The sequence below is a fragment of the Nocardia sp. NBC_00403 genome, from assembly GCF_036046055.1.
In the GTDB taxonomy this organism is placed as follows: domain Bacteria; phylum Actinomycetota; class Actinomycetes; order Mycobacteriales; family Mycobacteriaceae; genus Nocardia.
Genome location: NZ_CP107939.1, coordinates 2,916,650 through 2,939,724, shown reverse-complemented (window position 1 = coordinate 2,939,724; position 23,075 = coordinate 2,916,650). Strand labels below are relative to the sequence as shown.

The window sequence follows — 23,075 nt, the reverse complement described above, 5'->3', positions numbered from 1 at the left end:
GGTCGACACCGCCTGCCGTTCGTGTCGAAGTCAGACCAGCCAGGCCGCGGCGTTGGGGGGCAGCTGTCCGTTCTCCGGTGGCGCGCTCGCGAGAAGTACGTCGCCGGGCGGCAACGAGATCGGGACGGCCGAGGCGTTCAGCACACAGACCAGCCCACCAGGTCGCCGGAAGGCGAGGCAACCCGCAGGGCTGCCGTACCACTCGATCCGCGGGCCCGCGAATTCCGGTCGCACGCCGCGCAATTCGATCGCCATCCGGTAGAGCGACAGGGTGGAACCCAGTTCTTCCAGCTGCGCCTCCACCGTCAGCGCCGCCCACTGGGGTGGGATCGGCAGCCAGGATGTCGCGGCGGTGGTGAATCCGAACGGCGGTGCGCTCCCCTCCCACGGCAGCGGCACCCGGCAGCCGTCGCGACCGCGTTCGGTATGCCCCGAGCGTTCCCAGACCGGGTCCCGCAGCACCGCCTCGGGCAGATTGTCCACATTGGGCAGGCCGAGCTCGGAGCCGTTGTAGATGAACACCGCACCGGGCAGCGCGAGTTCCACCATGAACATCGCCCTGGCCCGCGCCACGCCTTCGAAACCACCGCCGTAGCGGGTGACCTCGCGGGCGATGTCGTGGTTGGACAGGGTCCAGGTGGGCGCTGCGCCGACCGGCGCGACCGCGGCAAGGGAATTGTCGATCGCCACACGCACGGCATCGGCCGTGAACAGGGTCTGAGCGAGCCGGAAGTTGAAGGCCAGATGCAGTTCGTCCGCACGCACGTATTCACCGAAGCGGATGTTGTCGTCCACCCACACCTCGCCGATGGAGACCGCGTCCGGATATTCGTCGAGCACCTTGCGGATGCGGCGGTGAATATCGTGCACACTCGGATTGTTGAAACGCGGGTCGCTATCGTCGTTGACCAGCAGTTTGGTCTGAATGAGCGCCATGTCCGGCAGTCCATCCGGCTTGGCCATCCCGTGCGCGACATCGAGCCGGAAACCGTCGACGCCCCGATCGAGCCAGAACCGCAGCGTCTCCTCGAAGTCGGCGGCCACCTCCGGGTTTTCCCAGTTCAGGTCGGGCTGCTCGGCCGCAAAGATGTGCAGATACCACTCGCCTGGCATGCCGTCGGCCTCGATGACCCGAGTCCAGGCCGGCCCACCGAAGATGCTCGGCCAATTGTTGGGCGGCTGCGCGCCATCGGGACCTCGACCGGGACGGAAGATGTAGCGGGCGCGCTCCCGACTGCCGGGCGCGGCGGCGAGTGCCGCGATGAACCAGGGATGTTGGTTGCTGGTGTGGTTCGGCACCAGATCCATGGTGACCTTGAGGTGGCGGCCGTGCGCCTCGGCGATCAGCGCGTCCATCGCCGCGATGCCGCCGAACAACGCGTCGATATCGCGCGGATCGGCCACGTCGTAGCCGCCGTCGGCCATCGGCGAGCGCATCACCGGACATATCCACAGCGCGTCGACGCCGAGTAGTTCCAGATAGCCGAGCCGCTCACGGACACCGCCGAGATCACCGATGCCGTCACCGTCGGAGTCCGCGAAGGATCTGGGATAAACCTGGTAGAACACGGCCGACCGCCACCATGGTTGCGTGGTGCGATCCACCGGCGCCGGAACGGCTGGTGTATCAGTCACACCCGCAATAGTGCCAAAACTATGCGGCAAAATCGCTCAGGCGGAGCAGTGTCCTCGACATCGGGCAAATCACCAGCATTCACCGACGCGGGTCGAAAACCCTGCCGCCATCCTCATACTCGACAGGAACCGCCTCAGAACGTGGCGTTCATCAGCGAATTCGCCGCCATCTCCAAGTAATCGAGCAGCGCCTTGCGATGCTCGTCGTCGAGCGTCGCGGGCTCTATCTCCGCCACGCCGATGTGCATGCAGCGCAGCCATGCGTCGCGTTCCACCGGACCGATGGTGAAGGGCATGTGCCGCATCCGCAGCCTCGGGTGCCCGCGTTCCTCGGAGTAGGTGCGTGGACCGCCCCAGTACTGCTCGAGGAACATCCGCAGTCGCCGCTCGGCCGGACCGAGATCCTCCTCCGGGTACAGCGGGCGCAGCACCTCATCGGTCGCCACCTCGCGGTAGAACGCGGCGAGGATCCGCTGGAACGTCTCCGCACCACCGACCGCCTCGTAGAACGACTGTTGTGCCGTTTTCTGACCCGCCGCTTGCTCGCCGGAAGTCATCAGGTCCTCTCGATCGGTCCGAATCCACCGCAGTCCATTGTGCCCGCGTCACGAATACGCGGCCCTTCAACCACAGTTCATCCGACATTGTGCGAAATCACCGTGCAATAGCCGTCGTTCCATGGTCAACTGGGTGGCAGTGTCTGCCGAGATACCACATGATCTTGAAATCGACGAAATCGGGGTCCCCATGAAGCAGCGGCACGGCCGATCACACGAGGCCAGGACGCACCGACAACTCCAGCCCGCCGACGTCCACAATCGTGGGTCGGGGGCTACTCCGCTGCACATTTTGTCCGATCACTATCCGGGTGCACATCGCACCGATGAGATTCCTCATCACGGTGACCCCTCCCATCACGGTGAGCATGGTCACTATCTCGCCTCCGTCCCGAGCGACGGCACCAACTGGTTGAAGCGCCGGGTGCTGCTTCTGAACGCCACCTACGAGCCGCTCACCGCCCTGTCCGCACGCCGCGCCGTCGTCCTGCTGATCTGCGCCAAGGCAGACACCGTCCACCACGATCCCGAGGGCTCTGTAGTCCACTCCGCCGAAGCTGCCGTCAGCATTCCGTCGGTGATCCGGCTGCGCAGCTACGTGCACGTGCCCTATCGAGCCCGAGTTCCGATGACCCGCGCCGCCCTCATGCACCGCGACCGCTACCGCTGCGGCTATTGCGGCGGCAAAGCGGAGACCATCGACCACGTCATCCCGCGCAGTCGCGGCGGCGAGCATTCCTGGGAGAACTGCGTCGCCAGCTGCGCACCGTGCAATCACCGCAAGGCCGACAAGTTGCTCAGCGAACTGGGTTGGACGCTGCGCTCACCGCTGGTCTCACCGAAGGGTCCGCACTGGCGGCTGCTGTCGACCACCGCCGATCTCGACCCGGTGTGGCTGCAGTATCTCGGCGAAGGCGCCGCCTGAGCGGGAGCCGCTCGGCTCAGGTGTACTCGGCCACCAGAATTGCCCAGGTGCCCGGTTCGAGTGCCTCGAAAACGTGCGGGACATCGCCCGGGTAGGAGATGTAGTCGCCGGGATGCAGTTCCACCGGCGCGTCGATGAGCCCGACGAGCGCCCGGCCGGTGGCGAGCAACACGTGTTCGACGACACCGGGAATGTGCGGGTCGGATCGGCGTGCATGCCCCGGCTCGGCCGTGATCCGGAACAGGTCGCGGCGGGAACTGATCGGCGCCGCCGCGAGCAGTGTGGCGCGGTAGTCGGATTGTTCGGCGACCACCACCGGCCCCTCCCCCGCACGAATCACCTGAACGTTGGGGCGCGGCGGGTCGAGCAGGCGCGAGAAGGGCATATCCAACGCGACGCACAACGCCCAGAGCGTCTCCAGACTCGGATTGCCGGTGCCCGATTCCAGTTGGGACAGTGTCGATTTCGCGATGCCCGCCCGGCTCGCCACCTCGGTGAGCGACAGGCCGGCCCGCGTGCGTTCCCGGCGCAACGAGGCGGCGATCACCGCCTGCGGCGTCGCCACCGTCGATTCTTCCGGCACCATGCCCGCTCCTGTCGAGTAGAAGACCGCCCAACAGAAAACCATATTGACGAACCGCTCGACCATGTTCAGTATAAGAAACATGCGTTCGATATGGCGAACACTCGATCGGGGCACGCTCTCCGGCATCGCGGCGGTGTGCGTTGCGGTCGCACTGATCGGTGTTTCCTACGGCGCAACGGCCGTGACCTCAGGTTTTCCACTCTGGCTTCCCATTGTGCTCGGTGTGCTGATTCTCGCGGGCGGCTCGGAATTCCTGTTCATCGGCATCGTCGCCGCGGGCGGCAGTCCGATCGCAGCGGCATTGGCCGGGCTGCTGGTGAATGCCAGGCATGTGCCCTACGGCTTATCGATTCCGGACGTGGTCGGCACCGGCTGGCGGCGGCCGATCGGCGTGCATGTGATGAACGACGAATCCGTCGCGCTGGCCATGGCACAGCCCGACGTCGCCCGCAGGCGGGCCGCGTATTGGATCAGCGGGCTCGGCGTGCTCTTGGCCTGGCCCGGCGGCGCCGCGATCGGCGCGGTGATCGGGACTGTGGTTCCCGACACCTCGGTGATCGGACTGGATGCGGTATTCCCCGCGGTGCTGCTTGCACTGGTCGTTCCTGCGCTGCGGGCCAGAGCGGCGACCATGCGCGCGGCATTGTTCGGTGCGGCCGCCGCCGTGCTCAGCTCGTTGTTTCTACCCGCGGGCATGCCGGTACTCGTCGCACTGATCGGCGTCGTCTTCGCCGCGTGGGACCGGGGCGAAGCCGACGCGCCGGAACCGAGCATCGAATGAGTGCACCTTCGGCACTCACGTTCGACCCGAACCCGTTGGATAACAATAGCTTTCGACAGCGCGCGGCTCGATAGGCGGATGTGCACATGATGTCGCCGTTATTGCTTGCTGCCGCACTCGTGCTCGCGGTGGGCACCTACGCGTTCCGGTGGGCCGGGCCTGCGTTGCGGACTCGGATCCGATTCCCCGCTCGGGCAACGGCATTGCTCGATACGGGCGCGGTTGTTCTGCTCACCGCACTGGTGGCGATCACCACCCTGCCCGTCGGATCCGGCCACCTCGGATTCGCCCTGCCCGCAGGGGTTCTCGTCGGCGGCCTGCTGGCCTGGCGCAGCCAACCCATGCTCGTGGTCATCCTCGCGGCGGCGGGCACAACCGCCCTGCTTCGCTTGGTGGGCGTCAGCTGATATGAGTCAGCTGGGGGTGAGCGGGATGGCGCCGCCCATGCGGCGGGCGACCGAGCCATAGCGGGCATCGATGCGCAACCAGGTTTTGGTGGCGCGGACGCGGACTATTTCGGTGGGCAGGATGCGACGGGAGTCGGCCTTGTCACCGGAGTGTGGGATGAAATCCATTGCAGTGAGGGCGAAGACGACTCGCATCGGCACCTCCACCTGCAGATCTGCGGCAGAGACGGTCAGCACCGTCTGGTCGAGCAGCGCGGCGGGCGGCCCGTGGCTGCTGCCGTGCTCCTTGGCCAATTGCGCGCCTTGTTCGGCGAGTTCGACCAGGGTGCGGGCGGGCACATCATCGACGTGGACGAAACCGCCGGTGGGTGGCAGGGCGCCGCGCCAGGCCGAGTCCATCGAGTAACCCAGGTCGATGGGACTTCCGGTGGCCAAGCCCGCAAGCACCAGGTCGGCGCCGACGGTGACATCCTCGACGCCGAGCTCGGCGACCACGGTGCGCACCGCCAACGCTTCGAAACCCGTTGCCACCCAGCCGGACACGAAACGATCCCCGCGACGGCGCAATCGCACCACGGCCGCGGGGTCCAGGCGCACCGCCCTGGTGAGAAAAGTTGCGAGGTTCTCTCGCTCGGCTGGATCGGACACCTCCAGCACACGTTGCCCGGACATCACGCTGTTGTCACCACGCAGCTGTCACCGAGTGCGCGACCTTTCACTCCATCCACTCGGCGAGGTAATCGCGCTCGGTGTCGGTGATCCGGCGCAGCCGCTGCTGCTGGATGTCGAATGCCGCGATCTGCGTCGAGGCGATCACCGCCGGCGGTGAGTCCGGCGCGGCGCCTGCCGCGCGTACCTCGTAGCCGATGGTGAAGTCGACCGCACGCAGCTGCTCGATCCACATGGCGATATCGAGCGGGGTGTCCTCGTGGCGCAACTGGCCGCGATAGCGCACCCGCAGGTCGGCGAGCACGCAGCCCTCTCGCAATGGCGCGGTCGGGCGGCCGTCCTCGAACAGCCACGGGATCCGCGCCTCTTCCAGCAGCGTCACCATCCGGGCATGGTTGACGTGCTGGAACACGTCCATATCCGACCACCTGACGTCTACCTTGGCGTGGAAGCGCTTCGGCAGCACGATGCTGCTGCCGTGCGCCGGCCCGCTACCGTTCAACGAACTCGTCAACGTGGTACCTCCGATTGGGCGCCCACCCCGCTCACCATGCTTCGCACTTGCCGCGCTGCAACCGACAACGTGGCGAGATCGTGGGTTCCGGACTCGAACAATTCCGACAGTGCGGCACGGGCACGCCCGAGCCGAGACTGATTCTTCGACTCCCAGTATGCAATCTTCTCGTCGGCAGTCTCTTCCGGGTCACCGCCGGAGAGCACGTCGAGGGTCAGCGAGCGCAGCGAGCCGTACATGTCGTCGCGCAGTGCCAGCCGGGCGAGTGCATGCCAGCGATCACCGCGTTCCAGGTGGCTGACGGCCTGCAGCAGCCAGTCGATCTTCAGGTGTTCGTTCAGCGCGTAGTACAGCGAACCGACCTCGTCGCCGCCACGATCGGTGATGTCTGCGATATCCAACACATCCAGCAGCGGGAAAAGATTCAGCAGGCCGAAGATCTCGGTGGCCAGATCAGTTGGCGCGCCTCGGGCGATCACTTCCGCCGACTGATCGGTCAGCGTCGTGACGTGGTGACCGCGCAGCCAGCCGGGGACCTGCGGTGCCAGCTCCCGCACGCCCCTGCTGTACCTGTTGACCTCCGCACCGACCGCGATCGGCTGCGGCCGGTTGCTCAGCAGCCAGCGGGAGGCACGGTCGAGGATGCGCTTGGTTTCCAGCTCCAGTTCGTCACGGACCGCGACCGAGGCGTCGGTGGCGCGGATTCGCCGCCATACGTCGTGCAAGTCGAAGATCTCGGTGGTCGCCGCGAACGCGCGCACCGCGTCGGTCGTGGTCGCGCCGATCTCCTCACTCAGCCGGTGTGCATAGGTGATCCCGCCGTAGTCGACCATCTCGTTCACCACCACCGTGGTGACGATCTCGCGCCGCAGCCGGTGCTTCTTGATCGCGGTGCCGTACCGGCCGCGCAGCGGCGTCGGGAAGTAGCCGGGCAGCCGGGCCGCGAAGTAGGTGCTGTCGGGCAGGTCGGTGTCGAGCAGATCGGCCTTGAGCGAAAGCTTTACGTGCGCCATGAGATTGGCGAGCTCGGGGGAAGCAAGGCCGGAACCCTCCTCCATCCTGCGCTTGATCTCGGCATCCGAGGGCAGCGCTTCCAACTCGCGGTCGATGCCACGGCGTTCCTGCAGGTGTTCGATGAGCCGATGGTGCACATTCATCATGCGCGGCGCCTCGGCCCGCGAGATGCCCATCAGGTAGTTCTGGGACACGTTGTCCTGCAACACCATCTGCGCGACCTCGTCGGTCATCGAGGCGAGCAGCGGATTGCGGTCGGTCTCGACCAGCTGGCCCGCACTGACCACCCCATCGAGCAGTACCTTGATGTTGACCTCGTGGTCGGAGCAGTCCACACCCGCCGAGTTGTCCAGGGCATCGGTGTTCATCTTGCCGCCGTTGCGGCAGAACTCGATGCGGCCGAGCGCGGTCGCGCCCAGGTTGCCGCCCTCGCCGATCACCTTGACCCGCAACTGGTTTCCATTGACCCGCACCGGATCGTTGGACTTGTCGCCGACCTCGGCGTTGGTTTCGGTGCTCGCCTTGATGTAAGTGCCGATGCCGCCGTTCCACAACAGCCCGACCGGTGCGAGCAGGATCGCGCGCACCAGTTCCGGCGGTGACAACGCCGCCACCCCGTCGGCCAGGCCGAGCGCCTTGCGCGCCTGCGGGCTGATCGGCACGGACTTCACCGTGCGGTCCCACACGCCACCACCCTCGCTGATGAGCGAGGTGTCGTAGTCGGCCCAGGAGGAGCGGGGCAGCTCGAACATCCGCTGCCGCTCGACGAAGGAGCTGGCCGCATCCGGGTTCGGGTCCAGGAAGATGTGCCGGTGGTCGAACGCCGCGACCAGGCGGATGTGCTCGGAGAGCAGCATGCCGTTGCCGAACACATCGCCGCTCATATCGCCGACGCCGACGACGCTGAAGTCCTGGGTCTGGGTATCGATGTCCATCTCTTGGAAGTGGCGCTTCACGCTCTCCCACGCGCCCTTGGCGGTGATGCCCATCGCCTTGTGGTCGTAACCCGCCGAGCCACCGGAGGCGAAGGCGTCACCGAGCCAGAAACCGTAGCGCTGTGCGACGTCGTTGGCGATGTCGGAGAACGTCGCGGTGCCTTTGTCCGCGGCGACCACCAGATAGGTGTCGTCGCCGTCGCGGCGGATCACCCGCTCGGGCGGCAGCACAGCGCCGGTCGCGAGATCCACGTTGTCGGTGACGTCGAGTAGGCCGGAGATGAAGGTGCGATAGCAGGACACGCCCTCGGTGAGCATTGCCTGCCGATCCACGCCGGGATCCCCGGTGGCAGTAGGCGGCTGCTTGACCACGAAACCGCCCTTGGCGCCGACCGGGACAATGACGGCGTTCTTCACCGCCTGCGCCTTCACCAGACCGAGGATCTCGGTGCGGAAATCTTCCAGACGGTCCGACCAGCGCAACCCACCGCGCGCCACCGCGCCGAAGCGCAAGTGCACGCCCTCGACCCGTGGCGAGTACACGAAGATCTCGAATTGCGGCCTCGGCTTGGGCAATTCGGCGATCTCGCGCGGCTCGACCTTCACCGATATGTACGACCGCGGTGTGCCCTCGGCGTCGGTCACGTAATAGTTGGTCCGCAACGTCGCCTTGATCAGCGAGAGGATGGCGCGCAGGATGCGGTCGGCGTCGAGGCTGACGACCTCGTCGATGCGGCCGCGCACCTGGGCCTCCAAGTCGCCGACATGCAACGACGTTTCGGTGTCCGGATCGAATCGGGCCGCGAACAGGTCGACGAACAGCCGCGCGATGTCCGGGTAGGTGAGCAGCACCCTGGCGATATTCGCCTGGCTGTACGGAAAATCCGCCTGCTGCAAGTACTTCGAGTACATGCGCAGAATCGACACCGAACGCCACGGCAGCCGGGCGCGCAACACGAGTTCATTGAGCGCGTCCGCTTCGGCGCGGTCGTACCAGACGGCTTCGAAGGCCTCGGTGAACCGCTCGCGCAGGCCACGCACCTCCGATGCCAAGGCGGCGACGCGGGCCGAGGACTCCAGCAGTTCCGCGTCCAGGTCTCGATCCAGGGAGCTGCGCAGCAGCTCGGGCCTCGCGACAAGGCCGAAGTCGTAGATCCAGCGTTCGACAGCCTGATCGCCGCTGGGCGGTGCGTCGAGCTGGACCTGGTACGGCCGCTCGTCGACCACCTCGACACCGAGGCTCTGCAGTACCGGAAGCACCTGACTCAGCGACACCCCGGTGCCGCCGATGTACAGCGTGAACCGCCAGGAACCCGGGTCCGAATCCGCACGGCGATACAGGTTCTGGTCGATGGAACCTTCGGAGAGCCGCTCCAGCCGGACGACGTCGAACAGCGCACGGTCCGGTGTGAAGTCCTGTTTGTACCCCTCGGGGAAGGCCTCGGCATAGCGCTGGACAACACCGGGATCGAGCACCGTCGAGGTGCTCACCTCATCATTGAGGTGGTCGTCCCAGGTCCGGCTCGCCTCGGCGAGCAGTTTCTGGATGCGCAGCCGGTTGTCCTCGGAGGTGTCGGCAACCGCCTCGGAGGTGCGCGGCACACCGAACTCGGCCTCCGGCATCCGCACCGTGAAATAAACGCTGGCCAGCTCGCTTTCACTGACCCGCGCCGAATAGTCGATGGAGACGCCGCCCAGTTCACGCACCAGGATTTCCTGCATCTCCAACCGCACCCGTGTGGTGTAGCGGTCCCGGGGCAGATAGACCAGGCAGGCGACGAACCGGCCGTAGCCGTCCGAGCGCAGAAACAGCCGAACCTGTCTGCGCAGGCCGACATTGAGCACCGCGGTCGCGGTCCTGCGCATCGTCTCGACGTTCGAGGAAAACAGCTCGGTACGCGGGAACGATTGGATGACCTCGAGCATCGCCTGCCCGGAGAAGGAGTCCAGATCGAACCCGCTCTCCTCGATGACCGAACGCACCCTGCGCTCGATGACCGGAATGTCCAGGACGTTCTCGTGCACCGCCGTCACGGTGAAGACACCGATGAACAGATGCTCACCGATGATGGTTCCCGCCTCGTCGAAGTCCGCGACGCCGACGAAGTACGGGTACACCGAGCGATGCACCGTCGCGGGCACCAAGCCCTGGGTCAACATCAGCAGTGGCCGCTCGCCCGCGTTGACGGGCACCCGGAAATCAGTGCCGACATCGGGACGCAGCACGCCGAGGCAGGTGCCCGGCAGTGCGGCCGACACGGTCTGGCCCTCCGTGGTGCTCTGCCGGTAACGGGCATAACCGAGTACGGTGAAATTGCCACTGGCCAACCACCGCAACAGGTTCGCGCAGTCCACCAGGTCGGTGCCGGAGAAGGGCGCGGTGCCGGCCTTGGCCGCGATTTCCAGCTCGTCGGCCAGCTTGCTCTGCACGTCGCGGATGGCTTCGGTGTCACCGGTCACCTGGCGCACATCGGCGATCACATCCGGCATCGCCCCCTCGATCCGGTCGAGCAGCGCCCGGCTGGTCGAGGGATGCAGCTGGATGTGCATCCATGATTCCTGCAGCCCGGTATTGCCGTTGCCGTCGACCTCGTGCGGCACCGCCCTGAGCAATCGGCCCTCCGCGTCGCGCTCGACCTCGAAGATCGGGTGGATCACCTCGCTGACGCTGACGCCCATCCGGCTCAGTGACGAGGTGATCGACTCCACCAGCAGCGGCATATCGTCGGTGACCAGCTGCACCGCGGCGCCCAGCCCAGATGCGTCGTCCGGGTGATACACCCGAACCAGCGCCCGACCGGCCGGGCGGGTCATCGCCAGCTCTGTGTGCCGCCGGAAGATCTGGGTGATACCGGTGATCGCGCAGTCCACATCGCCCGCGTCGACGTGGCGGAAATACGCCTCCTCGAGTGGCCCGAGGTCGCCGCGCAACGCCTGCGGCAAACTCGCGGCCCACGCCGCACTGGACAATTCGGACGAGACCGTCATTTTTTCGCCAACTCCCTCGGATTCGGTTCCGCACCAAAGTGACGCCGGTCCGAGAGTAGCTGCGAGTCGCGGACATAGGGGTGAATTCCCTTTCGAACCCAGGGTGTTCACCGCGAACGCGAGGTTCGCCACTCGATTGCCGCAGTCGACGATCCCGGCACGGCAACCGATCGGACCGACGAAGTTATGTTGCCGCGTCGGCGATAAGACCTAACCAGTCCTCGGACTGCGCCTTCGCATGCACAGACCCACCCTAACCAGATCCGATCCGTGGCGCGGGCCGACCGTATTTCCTTCGGCAACTGGTCCGTTCCGGCGGAGTTGTCCGTATTTCCTTCGGCAGAGTCGGCAGTTACTCGCCAGTCTGCTCAACCGCCTCGACAGGCCGCACCCGCGAGTGCGGCCTGTCGAGCCGTCGCTCAGTCGCGGGTGAGCTTGCGGTGGGTGACCCGGTGCGGGCGGGCCGCTTCCAGGCCGAGGCGTTCGATCTTGTTGGCCTCGTACGCCTCGAAGTTGCCCTCGAACCAGAACCACTTGGCGTCGTTGTCGTTGTCGCCCTCCCACGCCAGGATGTGGGTGCAGGTGCGGTCGAGGAACCAGCGGTCGTGGGAGATGACCACGGCGCAGCCGGGGAACTGCTCGAGCGCATTCTCCAACGAGCTCAGGGTTTCCACATCGAGGTCGTTGGTCGGCTCGTCGAGCAGGATCAGGTTGCCGCCCTGCTTGAGGGTGAGCGCCAGGTTCAACCTGTTGCGCTCACCGCCGGAGAGCACACCGGCGGGCTTCTGCTGATCCGGCCCCTTGAAGCCGAACGCACTGACGTAGGCGCGCGACGGCATTTCCTGGTTGCCGACCTGGATGAAGTCGAGGCCCTCGGAAACGACCTGCCAAACGTTCTTCTTCGGGTCGATGCCCGCCCGGTTCTGGTCGACATAGCTCAGCTTGACCGTCTCACCGACGCGCACGATGCCGCTGTCCGGATCCTCCAGCCCGACGATGGTCTTGAACAGCGTGGTCTTACCGACACCGTTCGGGCCGATGACGCCGACAATGCCGTTGCGCGGCAACGTGAACGACAGATCCTTGATGAGCTGCCGATCGCCGAAGCCCTTGTCCAGGTTCGCGACCTCGACCACCACATTGCCCAGACGCGGACCGGCCGGGATCTGGATCTCCTCGAAGTCCAACTTCCTGTGCTTGTCGGCCTCCGCCGCCATCTCCTCGTACCGGCCGAGGCGGGCCTTGTTCTTGGCCTGGCGGGCCTTGGCGCCCGAGCGCACCCAGGCCAGCTCGTCCTTGAGCCGCTTCTGCAGCTTCTGGTCCTTCTTGCCCTGGACCTCGAGCCGCTGGGCCTTCTTCTCCAGGTAAGTGGAGTAGTTGCCCTCGTAGGGGTAGGCGCGACCACGGTCGAGCTCGAGAATCCACTCGGCGACGTTGTCGAGGAAGTATCGGTCGTGGGTGACGGCGAGCACGGCGCCCGCGTACGCGGCCAGGTGCTGCTCCAGCCAGAGCACGCTCTCGGCGTCGAGATGGTTGGTCGGCTCGTCGAGCAGCAGCAGATCCGGCTTGCTCAGCAGCAGCTTGCACAGCGCGACGCGGCGGCGCTCACCACCGGAGAGGTTGGTGACCGGCTCGTCCGGCGGCGGGCAGCGCAGCGCGTCCATCGCCTGCTCGAGCTGTGAGTCGACATCCCACGCATCGGCGTGATCCAGGTACTCCTGAAGCTTGCCCATCTCGTCCATGAGCTCGTCGGAGTAATCAGTGGCCATGAGCTCGGCGATCTCGTTGAAGCGATCCAGCTTCACTTTGACCTCGCCGAGGCCCTCCTCGACATTGCCGCGCACGGTCTTGTCTTCGTTGAGCGGCGGCTCCTGCTGCAGGATGCCGACCGTGGCGCCGGGCGCGAGAAAGGCGTCGCCGTTGTTCGGCTGGTCCAGTCCGGCCATGATCTTCAGCACGCTGGATTTACCGGCGCCGTTGGGGCCGACGACGCCGATCTTGGCGCCTGGAAGGAAGTTCAAGACGACGTCGTCGAGCACGACCTTGTCACCGTGCGCCTTACGAACTTTCTTCATTTGGTAAATGAACTCAGCCATATACACAAGCCTATCGGTGTGAGGTTTGGTGGAACGAAGCAGAGCTACCACTGCCGCCGAGCGCAAATCAGCCGTGCAGTCAGGCGTCTGCCGACGCGGATTCGGTGATCCGGGCCGGTACAGCAGGCATGGGCGGCACGCCCTCCCCCAGCGCCTCGCCGTCGACCCGTGCACGGTCTTCTGCGCTCGATCGGTCACAGGTATTGCGCCCTAGATTACCCGGGCCGAATGAACGGCCTGCTTCGGTCCGGCGGATCGGCTGCGCGGTGCAGCGCGACAGGTCGGGGCCCAACGCACTGGCTCGCATTTCGAGGTCGCGCCGTTCGACGCCATCCTTGGTCCGGTATTCGTGCGACCGCAGCTGGCCGTAGACGATGATCGGATCACCCCGGCGGATCGACGCATCGACCCCGGCCACCAGCCTGCGCCAGCAGCTGATGGTCAAATACAGCGTTCCACTGTCGACCCACTCCCCGGTCGCGGGGTCGAGCCTGCGGGAATTGCTGGCCATCCGAAAAGTGACCACCTGCTCCCCGTTCGTCAGATCCCGCTTGACCGGATGGGTGACCACATTGCCGATCACCGTTGCCATTGCCTCGTACATGATCCCGCCCCTTCATTCATGTTTCGCCCCTCGGCCATCCGCCTCGGGCGCTGCCTCCCCCGCCAGGAGGGCACCTCCAGCCTGACCGATCCCGAGCGCGAGCGGACCCCCGAATTCCGAAGCTGTGGACAACTTTCCCCTATGTGGACAACGGCCATTTCCAGCATTGTCGGCAGAAAACCGGACGCTCCCGCAACGATCCAGCGATCCGACTTCGCCCAGCGAGGAAACCGCGGCATCGGCATGGGCGCGCTCGCGATCCGCCCGGATCCGTTCGGAGCGACCGGTTTCCGCACGATAGCGGGGCAGCCAAGCGCTACAGGACCGCCAGATCGGTGTTTGCCCCACACAGCACCACTATCGGTCGCTCACCTTCCGCAGGAACATAAGCCCCGCTCTGCACCGCGGCCAACGCGGTCGCCCCAGCGAGTTCGACAACGACCCGGAACTCCCGCCACAGATACTCCCGGGCGGTCGTGATGGCATCATCGGTGACCAGTACCGAACGCACCTCGTGACGGCGGGCGATATCGAGGGCGATATCGCCGATCCTGGTGGCGCCGAGGGAATCCGCCGCAACACTCGACACATCGATATCCACCGGCCGGTTCGCGACGAGCGCGGCGTGCAATGTGGGGATGCCCTCCGGCTCGATGCCGATCACCTGCTGGCGGCGACCGACTGCAGCGGCGATCCCGGCGACGAGTCCGCCGCCGCCGACCGCGACGAGCACCGGCGGCCTGCCGCGTACCTGCTCCTCGAGCTCCAGGCCGACGACACCTGCGCCCGCTACGACGGCGGGCAGGTCGTAGGCGTGCAACTGCAAGGCCGCGCGCTCGGCGGCCAGATCGGTCGCATAGAGGTACGCCTCGGCGTATGTGGTTCCGTGCCACAGCACTTCGGCGCCGTATGCCCACATCGCAGCCACCTTGGTGTGCGGCGCCGATTCCGGCACGACCACGGTGCACGTCTTATTGAGGCGTGCCGAGGCCAGCGCGGCGGCGATGCCCGCGTTGCCACCGGAGGCAATGACCACCTGTTCGACGTCCGCACCCGACTCGAGCAGCGCATTGAGACTGCCCCGCACCTTGAAGGTACCGCCGTGCTGGAGGTATTCGAGTTTCAATGTCACCGGTACCGGTCCGTGCGGACCCGAGACGGTGGTGTGGAAGACCGGCGTCTTGCGGGTCTGCCCGGCCAACCGCTTACGCGCGGCACGGACATCCGATCGGAATACCCGCCGAGACGTTCGGTGCTGCGGCTCAACTAAAGCCCGCTCGATCACTTGCGCACCTCTCGGTCACGTTTTGCCAGCTCGGCGAACATCGCGTTGTGTGCGCTGAGGTCCGCGTCGTTGTCACGGTCGGCGGCCCGGTCGGTCCGCTTCGCGAGTTTCGCATCGCTGCGCGACCACTGGATCAGCAGCGCGAGCATTACGACAACCAACGGCACTTCACCGCTGGCCCATGCCAGGCTACCGCCGGTGCGCTGATCTCCGAGCAAATCGTTGTTCCAGCCCAGGCCGAGACTACGGAAGAACCACCCGCCCATGACAGTGGTCATGCTCATCAGCGCGATTCCGAAGAAGGCGTGGAAGGGTAGCGAACCGAATACCATGCCCAGTTTGGTCAGCGGTTGCACCTGGCGCGGCTTGGGATCGATGCCGATCACCACCCAATAGAACAGATAGCCACTGAGCAGGAAGTGCGCATTCATCAGCAGGTGCGCGGCGTGCGAGTCGACGAACGAGTCGTAGATTCCGCCCATGTACAGCGCGTAGAAACCGCCGACGAAGATCACCGACGCGACGATCGGGTGGGTCAGCAAGCGCGACACCGGGTTGTGCACCGCAGCCTGGATCCATTCCCGCGGCCCTGGAGTGCCACCGCGCCCGGCCGGCGGCAGCGCGCGCAACGCCAGCGTGACCGCGCCGCCGAGCGCGAACAGGATGGGCGCCAACATCGACAACGCCATGTGCTGGCCCATGTGCACGCTGAACACGGCGGGCGAATAACGCCCGACGCCCGAGGAGGTGGCGAACAACAGCACCGCGCACCCGGACATCCAGGCCAGGGTTCGACCGATCGGCCAGACATCGCCTCGAGCACGCAGCCGTCGCACCCCGAGCAGGTACAGCACCGCGAGCACGATGGCCAGCGTGCCGAACATCAGGTCGAAGCGCCAGTCGAACAGCAATCGCATGGCCGTCGGCGGCCCGGCGAGGTTGTAGCCGAGCTCCACTTCGGCGGGTGTCGGCACCGATGTCGGCGGTGGCGGAGGTGTGCGGCCGAGGCCGACGGCCAGTCCCATGGTCGCGGCGAACACCAATGCCTCTACCCCACCGAACCGGACCAGTGCCGCGCGATCACGTGGGTTCGCGGCCAGCGCAGGCAGCGAAGCACGGCGCTGCAGATAGCCGAACGCACCCAGCGCGACCAGCGCGGCGACCTTGGCAAGCACGAGCCGGCCGTAGGTGGTGGTGAACAGTTCATCCCAGCTCGGCACCCGGACCCACGAGTTGATCACACCACTGAACCCGATCACGACGAATGCGATCGTGGCGGTCATCGAGAATCGCCGGGCGGCGATATCGGTGTGCGCGCCGTCGCGCACGGCGTGCGCGACCAATGCGAACAGTCCGCCGACCCACACCGCGGCGGAAACCAGGTGCAAGATCAGGCTGTTGGTGGCGAGATCGTGCGCACCGCCGGAGGATGAATGCCCGGTCAGCGCCAGCGGCATCATGGTCAGGATCGCGCCGCCGAACAGCACGGGAGTCCAGCCCCAGCGCAGGGCAAGGCGACAGCCGACCGCGACGACCAGCGCGAACACCATTGTGGTCCGCCAGGCCTCGGCCAAGTCGATCTGTCCGATCGCCCGCCACAGCTGTTCGGGCCGCCAGACATCGGCGATCGGTTGACCGGTCGTGTCCGAGACGGTCAATGGGATCAGCAGCGCCGCGCAGCAGGCCCAGACGACGGCGAAATTCGATGCACGTCGCACCGCGCGATAACCGCCGACATCCAGCAACCCGTTGGCCTGCGGCGGTACCAGAAATGCAGCGAACAGCAGCGAGCCGACGGTCAACGCCGCGGACAGGTCGGCGAGCGCGCGGATCGCGGGCAGACCGTAGGTAGTCAGCGGACCGGGATCAGGAATGCCGAGCAGGCTCAGCGCCTGCGCCGCGGACAGTCCGACCACCAGTGCGGCGACCACCGCCGCCGTCGCACCGGCCAGTGCGGTCAACATCGCGAAGGCCGACCAGGAACCCGACTTACCCGTCTCGACGTCGAGTTCTAATGGCGGGTCCTGCGCTGACGACATACAACTGAGCGTAGTTCGGTCGGTAATGCGTAGCCCGGTGGGGTTTGGGCCGATACTGTGGGGCGCGGACCCGGAGGTGCGATGTCGATCGTGTTGATTGCCGTGGTGGCGTTGTTCTTCGCCGGCATGGGAATTTATGGGCTGTTGCGGCCCAGCCAGCTGGTCGATCCACTCGGCCTGCTCGCCGATCGTCCCGATGCTCGTGCCGAAGTGCGTGCCGTTTACGGCGGTTTCGGCATCGCGATCGCCGCGGTCCTCGGGTTCGCCGCCGCCGATGTCGGTGACCTGAGATACGGAGCATGCCTCGCCATGGCGGCTGCGCTCGGCGGTATGGCGTTCGGCCGGGTGTGGTCGGCCTTCGTGGAACGCCCCTCCGCCTTCTATCCGGTGTGGTTCTTCCTGATCCTGGAGCTGATCATGGCCGGAATGCTGGTTATCGCCGTAGGTGTCGACTGAGGTGACTGGAATGTTGCTAACGCTAAGAATCTAGCAATCTGGACAGTCGCTATACTTGCTGCGCTGGACAGCGCGGCCAATGTCGGCCATGGTGGATGCCACTGCCTCCGTAGCTCAGTTGGATAGAGCAAGGGCCTTCTAATCCCTAGGTCGCAGGTTCGATTCCTGCCGGGGGCGCAGCTCAGGGACCGTATTTAGTACGGTCCCTGACGCCCTATCCATCGCTTATCCATCGCTTACGAAGACAACTGGTCGAGTACGTCGGCCACTGCCTGGTGTATCCGTCCGCGCCCGAAATAAACATCCTGTGTCATCGAGACGTGTCGGTGCCCTAGCTGGTCGGCACCGACGCGCGCGGACAGTGCCGCATCATCGAGCAGTGTCGCCAGCGCCTTCCGGAAGCTGTGGCTCGACACGTCCGGTACGCCGAGTCGTTCGCGCACCTTCGCCCACTGCTGATTGAAGTTGTCCGGGTCGCGCAGTGTCCCGGTCGAGCTGGGGAAGATAACCCCGTCGATGCTGGGATGCGGTTCCGTGCGCCGCCGCTTCAGCATCTCCATGACGAACCCCGGCAGGATGATGGACCGGTTGCCCGCATCACTCTTCGCGAACGGCTCCCGGATGAGCCCGCCGCCGCGCTTGCGCACCACCTTCCCGCAGATCGTTGCGACCGACGTTGCTTGGTCGATGTCGCGCCACCGCAACCCGAGCAGTTCGCCGCGACGCATACCGGTCCCGATCAGCAACGTGATCGGGTCGGCGAGATCCGCCGTGCGGCAGTAGTCGGCGACGGTCCGCCCCGCCCGCCACGGCACTTCACTGTCCCGCAGATCGGCGAGCAGCTGCGCGAGTCCCTGCGCGTTGATCGACGGGGCGCCTTTCGGGGGCGCCTTGCGCTCAAGGCGGGACACACTGTCGATGGGGTTGGTCGGGAGCACGTCAGCGATGACGGCCAGTTGAAGCGCGCCGCGGAGCACGGTCCGCGCCTGCTTCGCGGTTGAGTACCCGTGCCGGTCACTGATCGCCTGAATGGCCTTGTTCATCCGCCCGGCAGTCGCCTCACGGGTGCGCACCGAACCGGCCCGCGGTTCGATCGCCTTCACGACGTCGCGGTAGGTGTCGATGGTGCGGGTTGCTCGGCCCTTGTCCACGAGGTTCTGAATGTGCTGCGCGCACAACACCGATACGGTCGTCTCCCCCGTGACTTCATCTCCACCGCCAGTGCGGCGCGCCTCGAGCGCGACCACGAGCGCATCCTCGGCGAGCTGGCCGCGCTGGTCGTACTGCCCCTGGGGTGACTGACGCTCGACGATCCGGGTAACGCCATCGTCGTCACGAAATCGGCAGCGCGCCAACCAGATCCCACCGCCGAGACTGACTCTCTTGATCTTCCCGTGCGCACCGATGCGCAGCGGTGGTCTACCCCTCGGCATCGTCGTACCTCTTCGGTGACTTGCCCTCAAGCCGGTGCTCTAGATCGCGCCGCGCCTTCCCCGTGTCTGCCGCCTTGATGACCTCGAACTCCTCAGCGGGCACGTTGGCGAAGTACAGCCGCGGATCACGGCCGGGGGGGACCCATTCCCCTCGAACCCACTGACGAGCCTTGCGAATCGGCAGCATCGCCTGCGGGGTAGCGGAGTAGAAGTCAACCTCTTCGTCACCGATCGGAATCAGGAGATGAACCGGCGCGACATCCAAAGCGAATGCGAGACAGCAGAGTTCGTCGATCGATACGTACTTGCGACGTCCTGATTCGATGTTCGCAATCACCGAGCGATTCAGCGATGGCATACCCAGACGTTCGCACTCGGTCGCGAGTTCATCGGCGGTCCACCCCTGCTTCTTGCGCAGGGCCGTGACGGCCTGCTTGACGGCCTGATGAGGCGTGATCGTTCGTAACGGTTTGGACTGTGTCATAACGACACTCTCTCATGTCCGATTGACACTGGACAACACGGTAGCTAACTTGTGTCTTACCGGCATGGCGAAATGTCGGAATGACACTCAGGAGAAGGAATGCACACCTCAGAGGACTACTGGCTGAGCCGCCCGGAATTGGCTAACCGCCTCAAGGTCCCCGCCAGGACGCTCGACGAATGGGCTCACAAGGGCAAGGGTCCGCGCTTCGCGAAGATCGGGCGTTTCTCGCGCTATCGCCTGATCGACGTCGAGGCGTGGGAGAACGCCCAGCTGATTGGCGGATCGGACGCCGCCTGATGCAACGAGCAGCCCCCCGAAACGAAAGCGACCCGGACGCGGCGCCCACCGCGTACCGGGCCAACGAAACACACCCACCAAAAGGAATGCTCATGACAACCATACAGAACGCCACCGACTGGACGGACCTCAACTGCTCCTCTTGCGGCGCGTTCATCTGCCGTATCGCCGTACCGCTCGGCGGCCCGGCACAGTGCCAGCCGTGCCAGAACCGCGCCCCCGGCTGCGCAAGCTGGTGCGCAGAGGGTGAGCATTCGGACGCGCTGTTTCTCGACGACGCCGTCTGCTGGGGACCGGAAGTGGTCATCCCCTTGTCGCTGGAACCGAGTCCCGGCCTGGCATTGATTCCCTCCCTTGAGATATCGCCACGGCGGCAGATCGCGCGCGGTGTCGACTCTGTCTATGTGTGCTGGCAGCACCTCTTCGGAACGGACATAGACCTCTCTGTGTCCGAAGCCCGGCAGCTGGCGGCTGTGCTGCTCACGATCGCCGACCGGGTGGATGTGGACTGATGTCGACGCAACTGCGACGCCGAGCCGGCGCAGCACACCGGCTCGAAGGCGGCGACCCGTGGCGCCGTGTTCACGAGGACGGGGAACCCACCCCAACGCAGCTCGAGGCGTGGTGCCACGCCGTCAGCCACCTTCTGTCAGACGGCGCTACGCCCGTTGTCCCCGCCGAGGTGCTCCGCGCCATGTACCGCCGCGGCGGACAGCAGCGCACCCTCGCCGAAAACGTTCACGAAAACGGAGGTTTCGCATGACCGACACATCCGGTCGCTACATGACTTTCGGTGCCGACGGCGCACCCCTGGGCGTCGTCGACTTGACCGAAATACAGTGCAGGTCAACCATTTTGATGTACCAATTGGCCGCAGTCGCGGGCGATAACAAGGAACTCAACCGTCTCGTAGCCGCGTGGCTCGAGTCGGTCGATGCCGACAACGCTGGTCTCATCTCGGCCACAACGCTTTCGCTGATGGTGCGAAACGTCGTGGCGCCGCTGCTGGACGTGCTCGCGACGGTCGCTCCCGAGATCGACCTACGGGCCAAGCTCCGCGAGAGCCGGGACTACGCGCAGGCCACCCTCGGCGGTGGTGTGTGACCAACTACGAAAACACCCAGGGCGCAGCTTCGGCTGCGCCTACGGGCGTCTTGCCAGCACCCACCGCCCATTGCGCACGACACGACCGGTACGACCCAGTGTGCTTCTCGTGCAAAGAGTTCTACCGCGAACAACTCGCGTGGCAGCATCGGCAGCAAGCCCAGCCACTCATGGAGCATCAGGACAACGAACCATCCCCGGACTGGGAGATGACAGAGCAGCGGGCGGGCCGCCGGTTGGTCGTCACCCGCGGATCGGATGTCACGACCAAGCGTGTTCGATGGGTAGTCCCCGACTGGATACCTGCGGGCGCATTGACCTTGCTCGCTGGTCGGGAAGGTCTCGGCAAGTCGACCATCGCTGTGGAGTTGTGCGCCCGGGTCACCCGCGGTGCGCTCGACGATGGTGAATGGGTCGGCCAGCGCCGCAACGTCCTGTACCTGCACACCGAAGACGCTCGCGAATTCACGGTGGCGCCCCGACTTCGCGCCGCTGGCGCCGACATGGAGCGCGTGCTGTTCGTCGACGTGCATACCGACCTGACCGAGAACGGCACGATGATTCTGCCAGCCGATACTTTGGCGCTGGACGATCTCGTTGCCGCCGAGCGCGTCTCGCTGATCGTTCTGGACGCCGCTACCTCGGCCATGTCATCGGAGCTGTCAGGCAAAGACGATCGGCAGGTGCGCCAGTTTCTCGAGCCGTTGGCACAACTCGCCGCACGGCGTGACTGCGTTGTCCTCGGGTTGTGCCACTTCGGCAAGCGCGACGGTAACGACACCGGCAAGCTCATCCTCGGGTCTATCGCTTGGTCCCAGGTCGCGCGCTCGGTGCTCTCGGTCGCCAAGGATGACGACTCGGGCAACCTGATCATCACCAACACCAAGGGCAACCTCGCACCGCGCACCAGATCCATGGAGGCCGTCATCGAGTCGGCCACGGTGCCCACCGAGGACGGTGACGCCGAGGTTGGGTTGCTGCGTTGGCTCGGCGAATCCGACCGCGACGCCCGCGACCTTCTCGCCGGAGACGCCACGCCGGACACCGAGGAACGCACGGCCGCCGAGGCGTGGCTCGAGGACTACCTCACCGAGCACGGCCAGACACCCGCGAAGGTGGTCAAGGCCGAGGCGCGCAAGCAGGGATTCTCGGACGCCACGGTCAAGCGTGCGGCGAAATCCATCGGTGTCGCCTACGACATAGCGGGGTTCCCGCGCACTTCGGTATGGCGCCTCCAGTCGGCTCAGTGGGATCAGGGCTTACCTACACATGAGCCGAATGAGCCCACTGAGCCGACTGGACGTGACCAGCGCAAACACAGTGAGCCCACTGAGCCGAATTATCAGTCGGCTCACGCTCACGTGAATGAGCCCACTGTGACCCCACTGGCGCACGAAGTCCGTACGCCCGGTCGCAGCGTCGGTCAGTGGCTCGGTTCGGGCAAGCCCGTTGCGACCGTCACGCAGATCGGTGGACCGGTGGACCGGGCGCGAGCGAAGGTGCTTGAACTGCTCGCCGGTGGCGCGGAATTGACCGCGCGCGAGATGCGCGGTGGCCGAATCTCCAAGGAGACAAGGACCGGTCTCGATGCTGCTCTGCGGTTGCTGACCGCAGCCGGACAGATCAGCTCCCGAGAAGACGGCCGGAAGGTCGTGTACCGGCTCGCCGGAGGACGGAGCGAGAGCGCATGAGCGCGGCATCAACTCCGATCGTCGAGATCCTCGAGCGCGGCAAGCGGCGCGACGGCGACCCGGTGGTGCGCGTCCGCTGCCCGTGGTGCGGCGTGCGGCACTGGGTACCACCGCGCTCGCCCGGTCATTGCCCGCGTACGGGTCTGCGGTTCCACCTTGCTGGCTATCGGCCGCGCCGCCGGACTCGCAGCGGAGCCCCCACCGATGAAGGGATGGGCGATGCGTCGTGAGCCTCGACTCTGCTGATATGCGCGCCTGTCGCTACACCGTCGCCGAAGCCATCCGATACCGGCGCCGGATCGGAGCTCCCATCCCGCAATGGCTGCGCCGCCTACACGAACGACTCGACGCCGAGCTACTGCAAGCAGCGTCCGAGAACGGACCAAGTAATGGGACGTCTGTACCAGACTCGGAAGTGATCGGCGCGGCTGAATCCGCTCGCATCCTCGGATGCAGTACCCGCCACGTTCGCCGCCTGGCCGCCGACCTCGACGGCCAACGCGTAGGCCGTGCATGGGTTTTCGACCGGGCCGTCGTCACCACCTACACCCAAGCTCGCAAGGAGTGAGTGA

At 65.8% G+C, this 23,075-nt stretch carries 22 protein-coding genes and 1 tRNA gene; 11 read left to right on the top strand and 12 right to left on the bottom strand.

The window, feature by feature from the left end; translation table 11 throughout:
• Positions 1-30: 30 nt before the first annotated feature.
• Positions 31-1,635 carry a glycoside hydrolase family 13 protein gene (locus tag OHQ90_RS12970; protein ID WP_328410366.1) on the bottom strand — a complete coding sequence of 535 codons (1,605 nt, stop codon included), beginning with the start codon at positions 1,633-1,635 and terminating at the stop codon, positions 31-33.
• Between the two features lie 134 nt (positions 1,636-1,769).
• Complete coding sequence (locus tag OHQ90_RS12965) at positions 1,770-2,192, bottom strand: globin (RefSeq protein WP_328410364.1); 423 nt, start codon at positions 2,190-2,192, stop codon at positions 1,770-1,772.
• A 190-nt stretch (positions 2,193-2,382) separates the two neighbouring features.
• On the opposite strand from OHQ90_RS12965, the gene OHQ90_RS12960 reads away from it, so the two are divergent.
• Complete coding sequence (locus OHQ90_RS12960; RefSeq protein WP_328412803.1) at positions 2,383-3,117, top strand: HNH endonuclease; 735 nt, start codon at positions 2,383-2,385, stop codon at positions 3,115-3,117.
• 16 nt (positions 3,118-3,133) lie between these two features.
• On the opposite strand, the gene OHQ90_RS12955 is transcribed toward OHQ90_RS12960, so the two are convergent.
• A complete protein-coding gene (locus tag OHQ90_RS12955) occupies positions 3,134-3,703 on the bottom strand; it encodes a helix-turn-helix domain-containing protein (protein WP_328412802.1) in 570 nt (189 codons plus the stop codon).
• A 79-nt stretch (positions 3,704-3,782) separates the two neighbouring features.
• On the opposite strand from OHQ90_RS12955, the gene OHQ90_RS12950 reads away from it, so the two are divergent.
• Positions 3,783-4,484 carry an AzlC family ABC transporter permease gene (locus tag OHQ90_RS12950; RefSeq protein ID WP_328410362.1) on the top strand — a complete coding sequence of 234 codons (702 nt, stop codon included), beginning with the start codon at positions 3,783-3,785 and terminating at the stop codon, positions 4,482-4,484.
• An 86-nt stretch (positions 4,485-4,570) separates the two neighbouring features.
• Positions 4,571-4,891 (top strand): AzlD domain-containing protein, encoded by a 321-nt coding sequence (locus OHQ90_RS12945; RefSeq protein WP_328410360.1) that lies wholly within the window; start codon positions 4,571-4,573, stop codon positions 4,889-4,891.
• Between the two features lie 6 nt (positions 4,892-4,897).
• On the opposite strand, the gene OHQ90_RS12940 is transcribed toward OHQ90_RS12945, so the two are convergent.
• The 7 genes from OHQ90_RS12940 to OHQ90_RS12910 form a co-directional block, all read right to left on the bottom strand.
• Positions 4,898-5,563, bottom strand: a complete 666-nt coding sequence (locus tag OHQ90_RS12940; RefSeq protein WP_328410358.1) for a hypothetical protein — start codon at positions 5,561-5,563, stop codon at positions 4,898-4,900.
• A gap of 43 nt (positions 5,564-5,606) precedes the next feature.
• A complete protein-coding gene (locus OHQ90_RS12935) occupies positions 5,607-5,978 on the bottom strand; it encodes an acyl-CoA thioesterase (protein ID WP_328412799.1) in 372 nt (123 codons plus the stop codon).
• A gap of 92 nt (positions 5,979-6,070) precedes the next feature.
• Positions 6,071-11,011: an NAD-glutamate dehydrogenase gene (locus OHQ90_RS12930; protein ID WP_328410356.1), complete on the bottom strand. Its 4,941-nt coding sequence runs from the start codon at positions 11,009-11,011 to the stop codon at positions 6,071-6,073.
• Between the two features lie 419 nt (positions 11,012-11,430).
• The gene (gene ettA, locus OHQ90_RS12925; RefSeq protein ID WP_328410354.1) at positions 11,431-13,107 is read right to left on the bottom strand and encodes an energy-dependent translational throttle protein EttA; all 1,677 of its coding nucleotides are present in this window, start codon (positions 13,105-13,107) and stop codon (positions 11,431-11,433) included.
• Positions 13,108-13,186: 79 nt separating this feature from the next.
• Complete coding sequence (locus OHQ90_RS12920) at positions 13,187-13,711, bottom strand: single-stranded DNA-binding protein (protein ID WP_328410352.1); 525 nt, start codon at positions 13,709-13,711, stop codon at positions 13,187-13,189.
• A gap of 316 nt (positions 13,712-14,027) precedes the next feature.
• The gene (locus OHQ90_RS12915) at positions 14,028-14,996 is read right to left on the bottom strand and encodes a threonine/serine dehydratase (RefSeq protein ID WP_328410351.1); all 969 of its coding nucleotides are present in this window, start codon (positions 14,994-14,996) and stop codon (positions 14,028-14,030) included.
• On the bottom strand, positions 14,993-16,960 hold the full coding sequence (locus tag OHQ90_RS12910; RefSeq protein ID WP_442941458.1) for a cytochrome c oxidase assembly protein: 1,968 nt from the start codon (positions 16,958-16,960) through the stop codon (positions 14,993-14,995). The genes OHQ90_RS12915 and OHQ90_RS12910 overlap by 4 nt, the downstream gene beginning before the upstream one ends.
• A 156-nt stretch (positions 16,961-17,116) precedes the next feature.
• Here OHQ90_RS12910 and OHQ90_RS12905 point away from each other — a divergent pair, with 156 nt between their 5' ends.
• Positions 17,117-17,491, top strand: a complete 375-nt coding sequence (locus OHQ90_RS12905) for a DUF4345 family protein (RefSeq protein WP_328410347.1) — start codon at positions 17,117-17,119, stop codon at positions 17,489-17,491.
• A 103-nt stretch (positions 17,492-17,594) separates the two neighbouring features.
• Positions 17,595-17,668 (top strand) — tRNA-Arg (locus tag OHQ90_RS12900).
• A 59-nt stretch (positions 17,669-17,727) separates the two neighbouring features.
• Here the strand turns inward: OHQ90_RS12900 and OHQ90_RS12895 are convergent.
• Both OHQ90_RS12895 and OHQ90_RS12890 read right to left on the bottom strand, forming a co-directional pair.
• The gene (locus OHQ90_RS12895; RefSeq protein ID WP_328410345.1) at positions 17,728-18,924 is read right to left on the bottom strand and encodes a site-specific integrase; all 1,197 of its coding nucleotides are present in this window, start codon (positions 18,922-18,924) and stop codon (positions 17,728-17,730) included.
• Positions 18,911-19,408, bottom strand: coding sequence for a helix-turn-helix domain-containing protein (locus tag OHQ90_RS12890; protein WP_328410343.1), 498 nt, complete (start codon positions 19,406-19,408; stop codon positions 18,911-18,913). The genes OHQ90_RS12895 and OHQ90_RS12890 overlap by 14 nt, the downstream gene beginning before the upstream one ends.
• Positions 19,409-19,507: 99 nt before the next feature.
• On the opposite strand from OHQ90_RS12890, the gene OHQ90_RS12885 reads away from it, so the two are divergent.
• From OHQ90_RS12885 to OHQ90_RS12860, 6 genes are all read left to right on the top strand, one after another.
• On the top strand, positions 19,508-19,708 hold the full coding sequence (locus tag OHQ90_RS12885) for a helix-turn-helix transcriptional regulator (protein ID WP_328410341.1): 201 nt from the start codon (positions 19,508-19,510) through the stop codon (positions 19,706-19,708).
• Between the two features lie 92 nt (positions 19,709-19,800).
• The gene (locus OHQ90_RS12880; RefSeq protein WP_328410339.1) at positions 19,801-20,220 is read left to right on the top strand and encodes a DUF6907 domain-containing protein; all 420 of its coding nucleotides are present in this window, start codon (positions 19,801-19,803) and stop codon (positions 20,218-20,220) included.
• Positions 20,221-20,467: 247 nt separating this feature from the next.
• Positions 20,468-20,812, top strand: a complete 345-nt coding sequence (locus OHQ90_RS12875; protein ID WP_328410338.1) for a hypothetical protein — start codon at positions 20,468-20,470, stop codon at positions 20,810-20,812.
• A 209-nt stretch (positions 20,813-21,021) separates the two neighbouring features.
• The gene (locus OHQ90_RS12870; RefSeq protein ID WP_328410337.1) at positions 21,022-22,503 is read left to right on the top strand and encodes an AAA family ATPase; all 1,482 of its coding nucleotides are present in this window, start codon (positions 21,022-21,024) and stop codon (positions 22,501-22,503) included.
• Positions 22,500-22,733 carry a hypothetical protein gene (locus OHQ90_RS12865; protein ID WP_328410335.1) on the top strand — a complete coding sequence of 78 codons (234 nt, stop codon included), beginning with the start codon at positions 22,500-22,502 and terminating at the stop codon, positions 22,731-22,733. Before OHQ90_RS12870 ends, OHQ90_RS12865 begins: the two co-directional genes overlap by 4 nt.
• Positions 22,730-23,071, top strand: coding sequence for a hypothetical protein (locus tag OHQ90_RS12860; protein ID WP_328410333.1), 342 nt, complete (start codon positions 22,730-22,732; stop codon positions 23,069-23,071). The genes OHQ90_RS12865 and OHQ90_RS12860 overlap by 4 nt, the downstream gene beginning before the upstream one ends.
• Positions 23,072-23,075 lie beyond the last annotated feature (4 nt).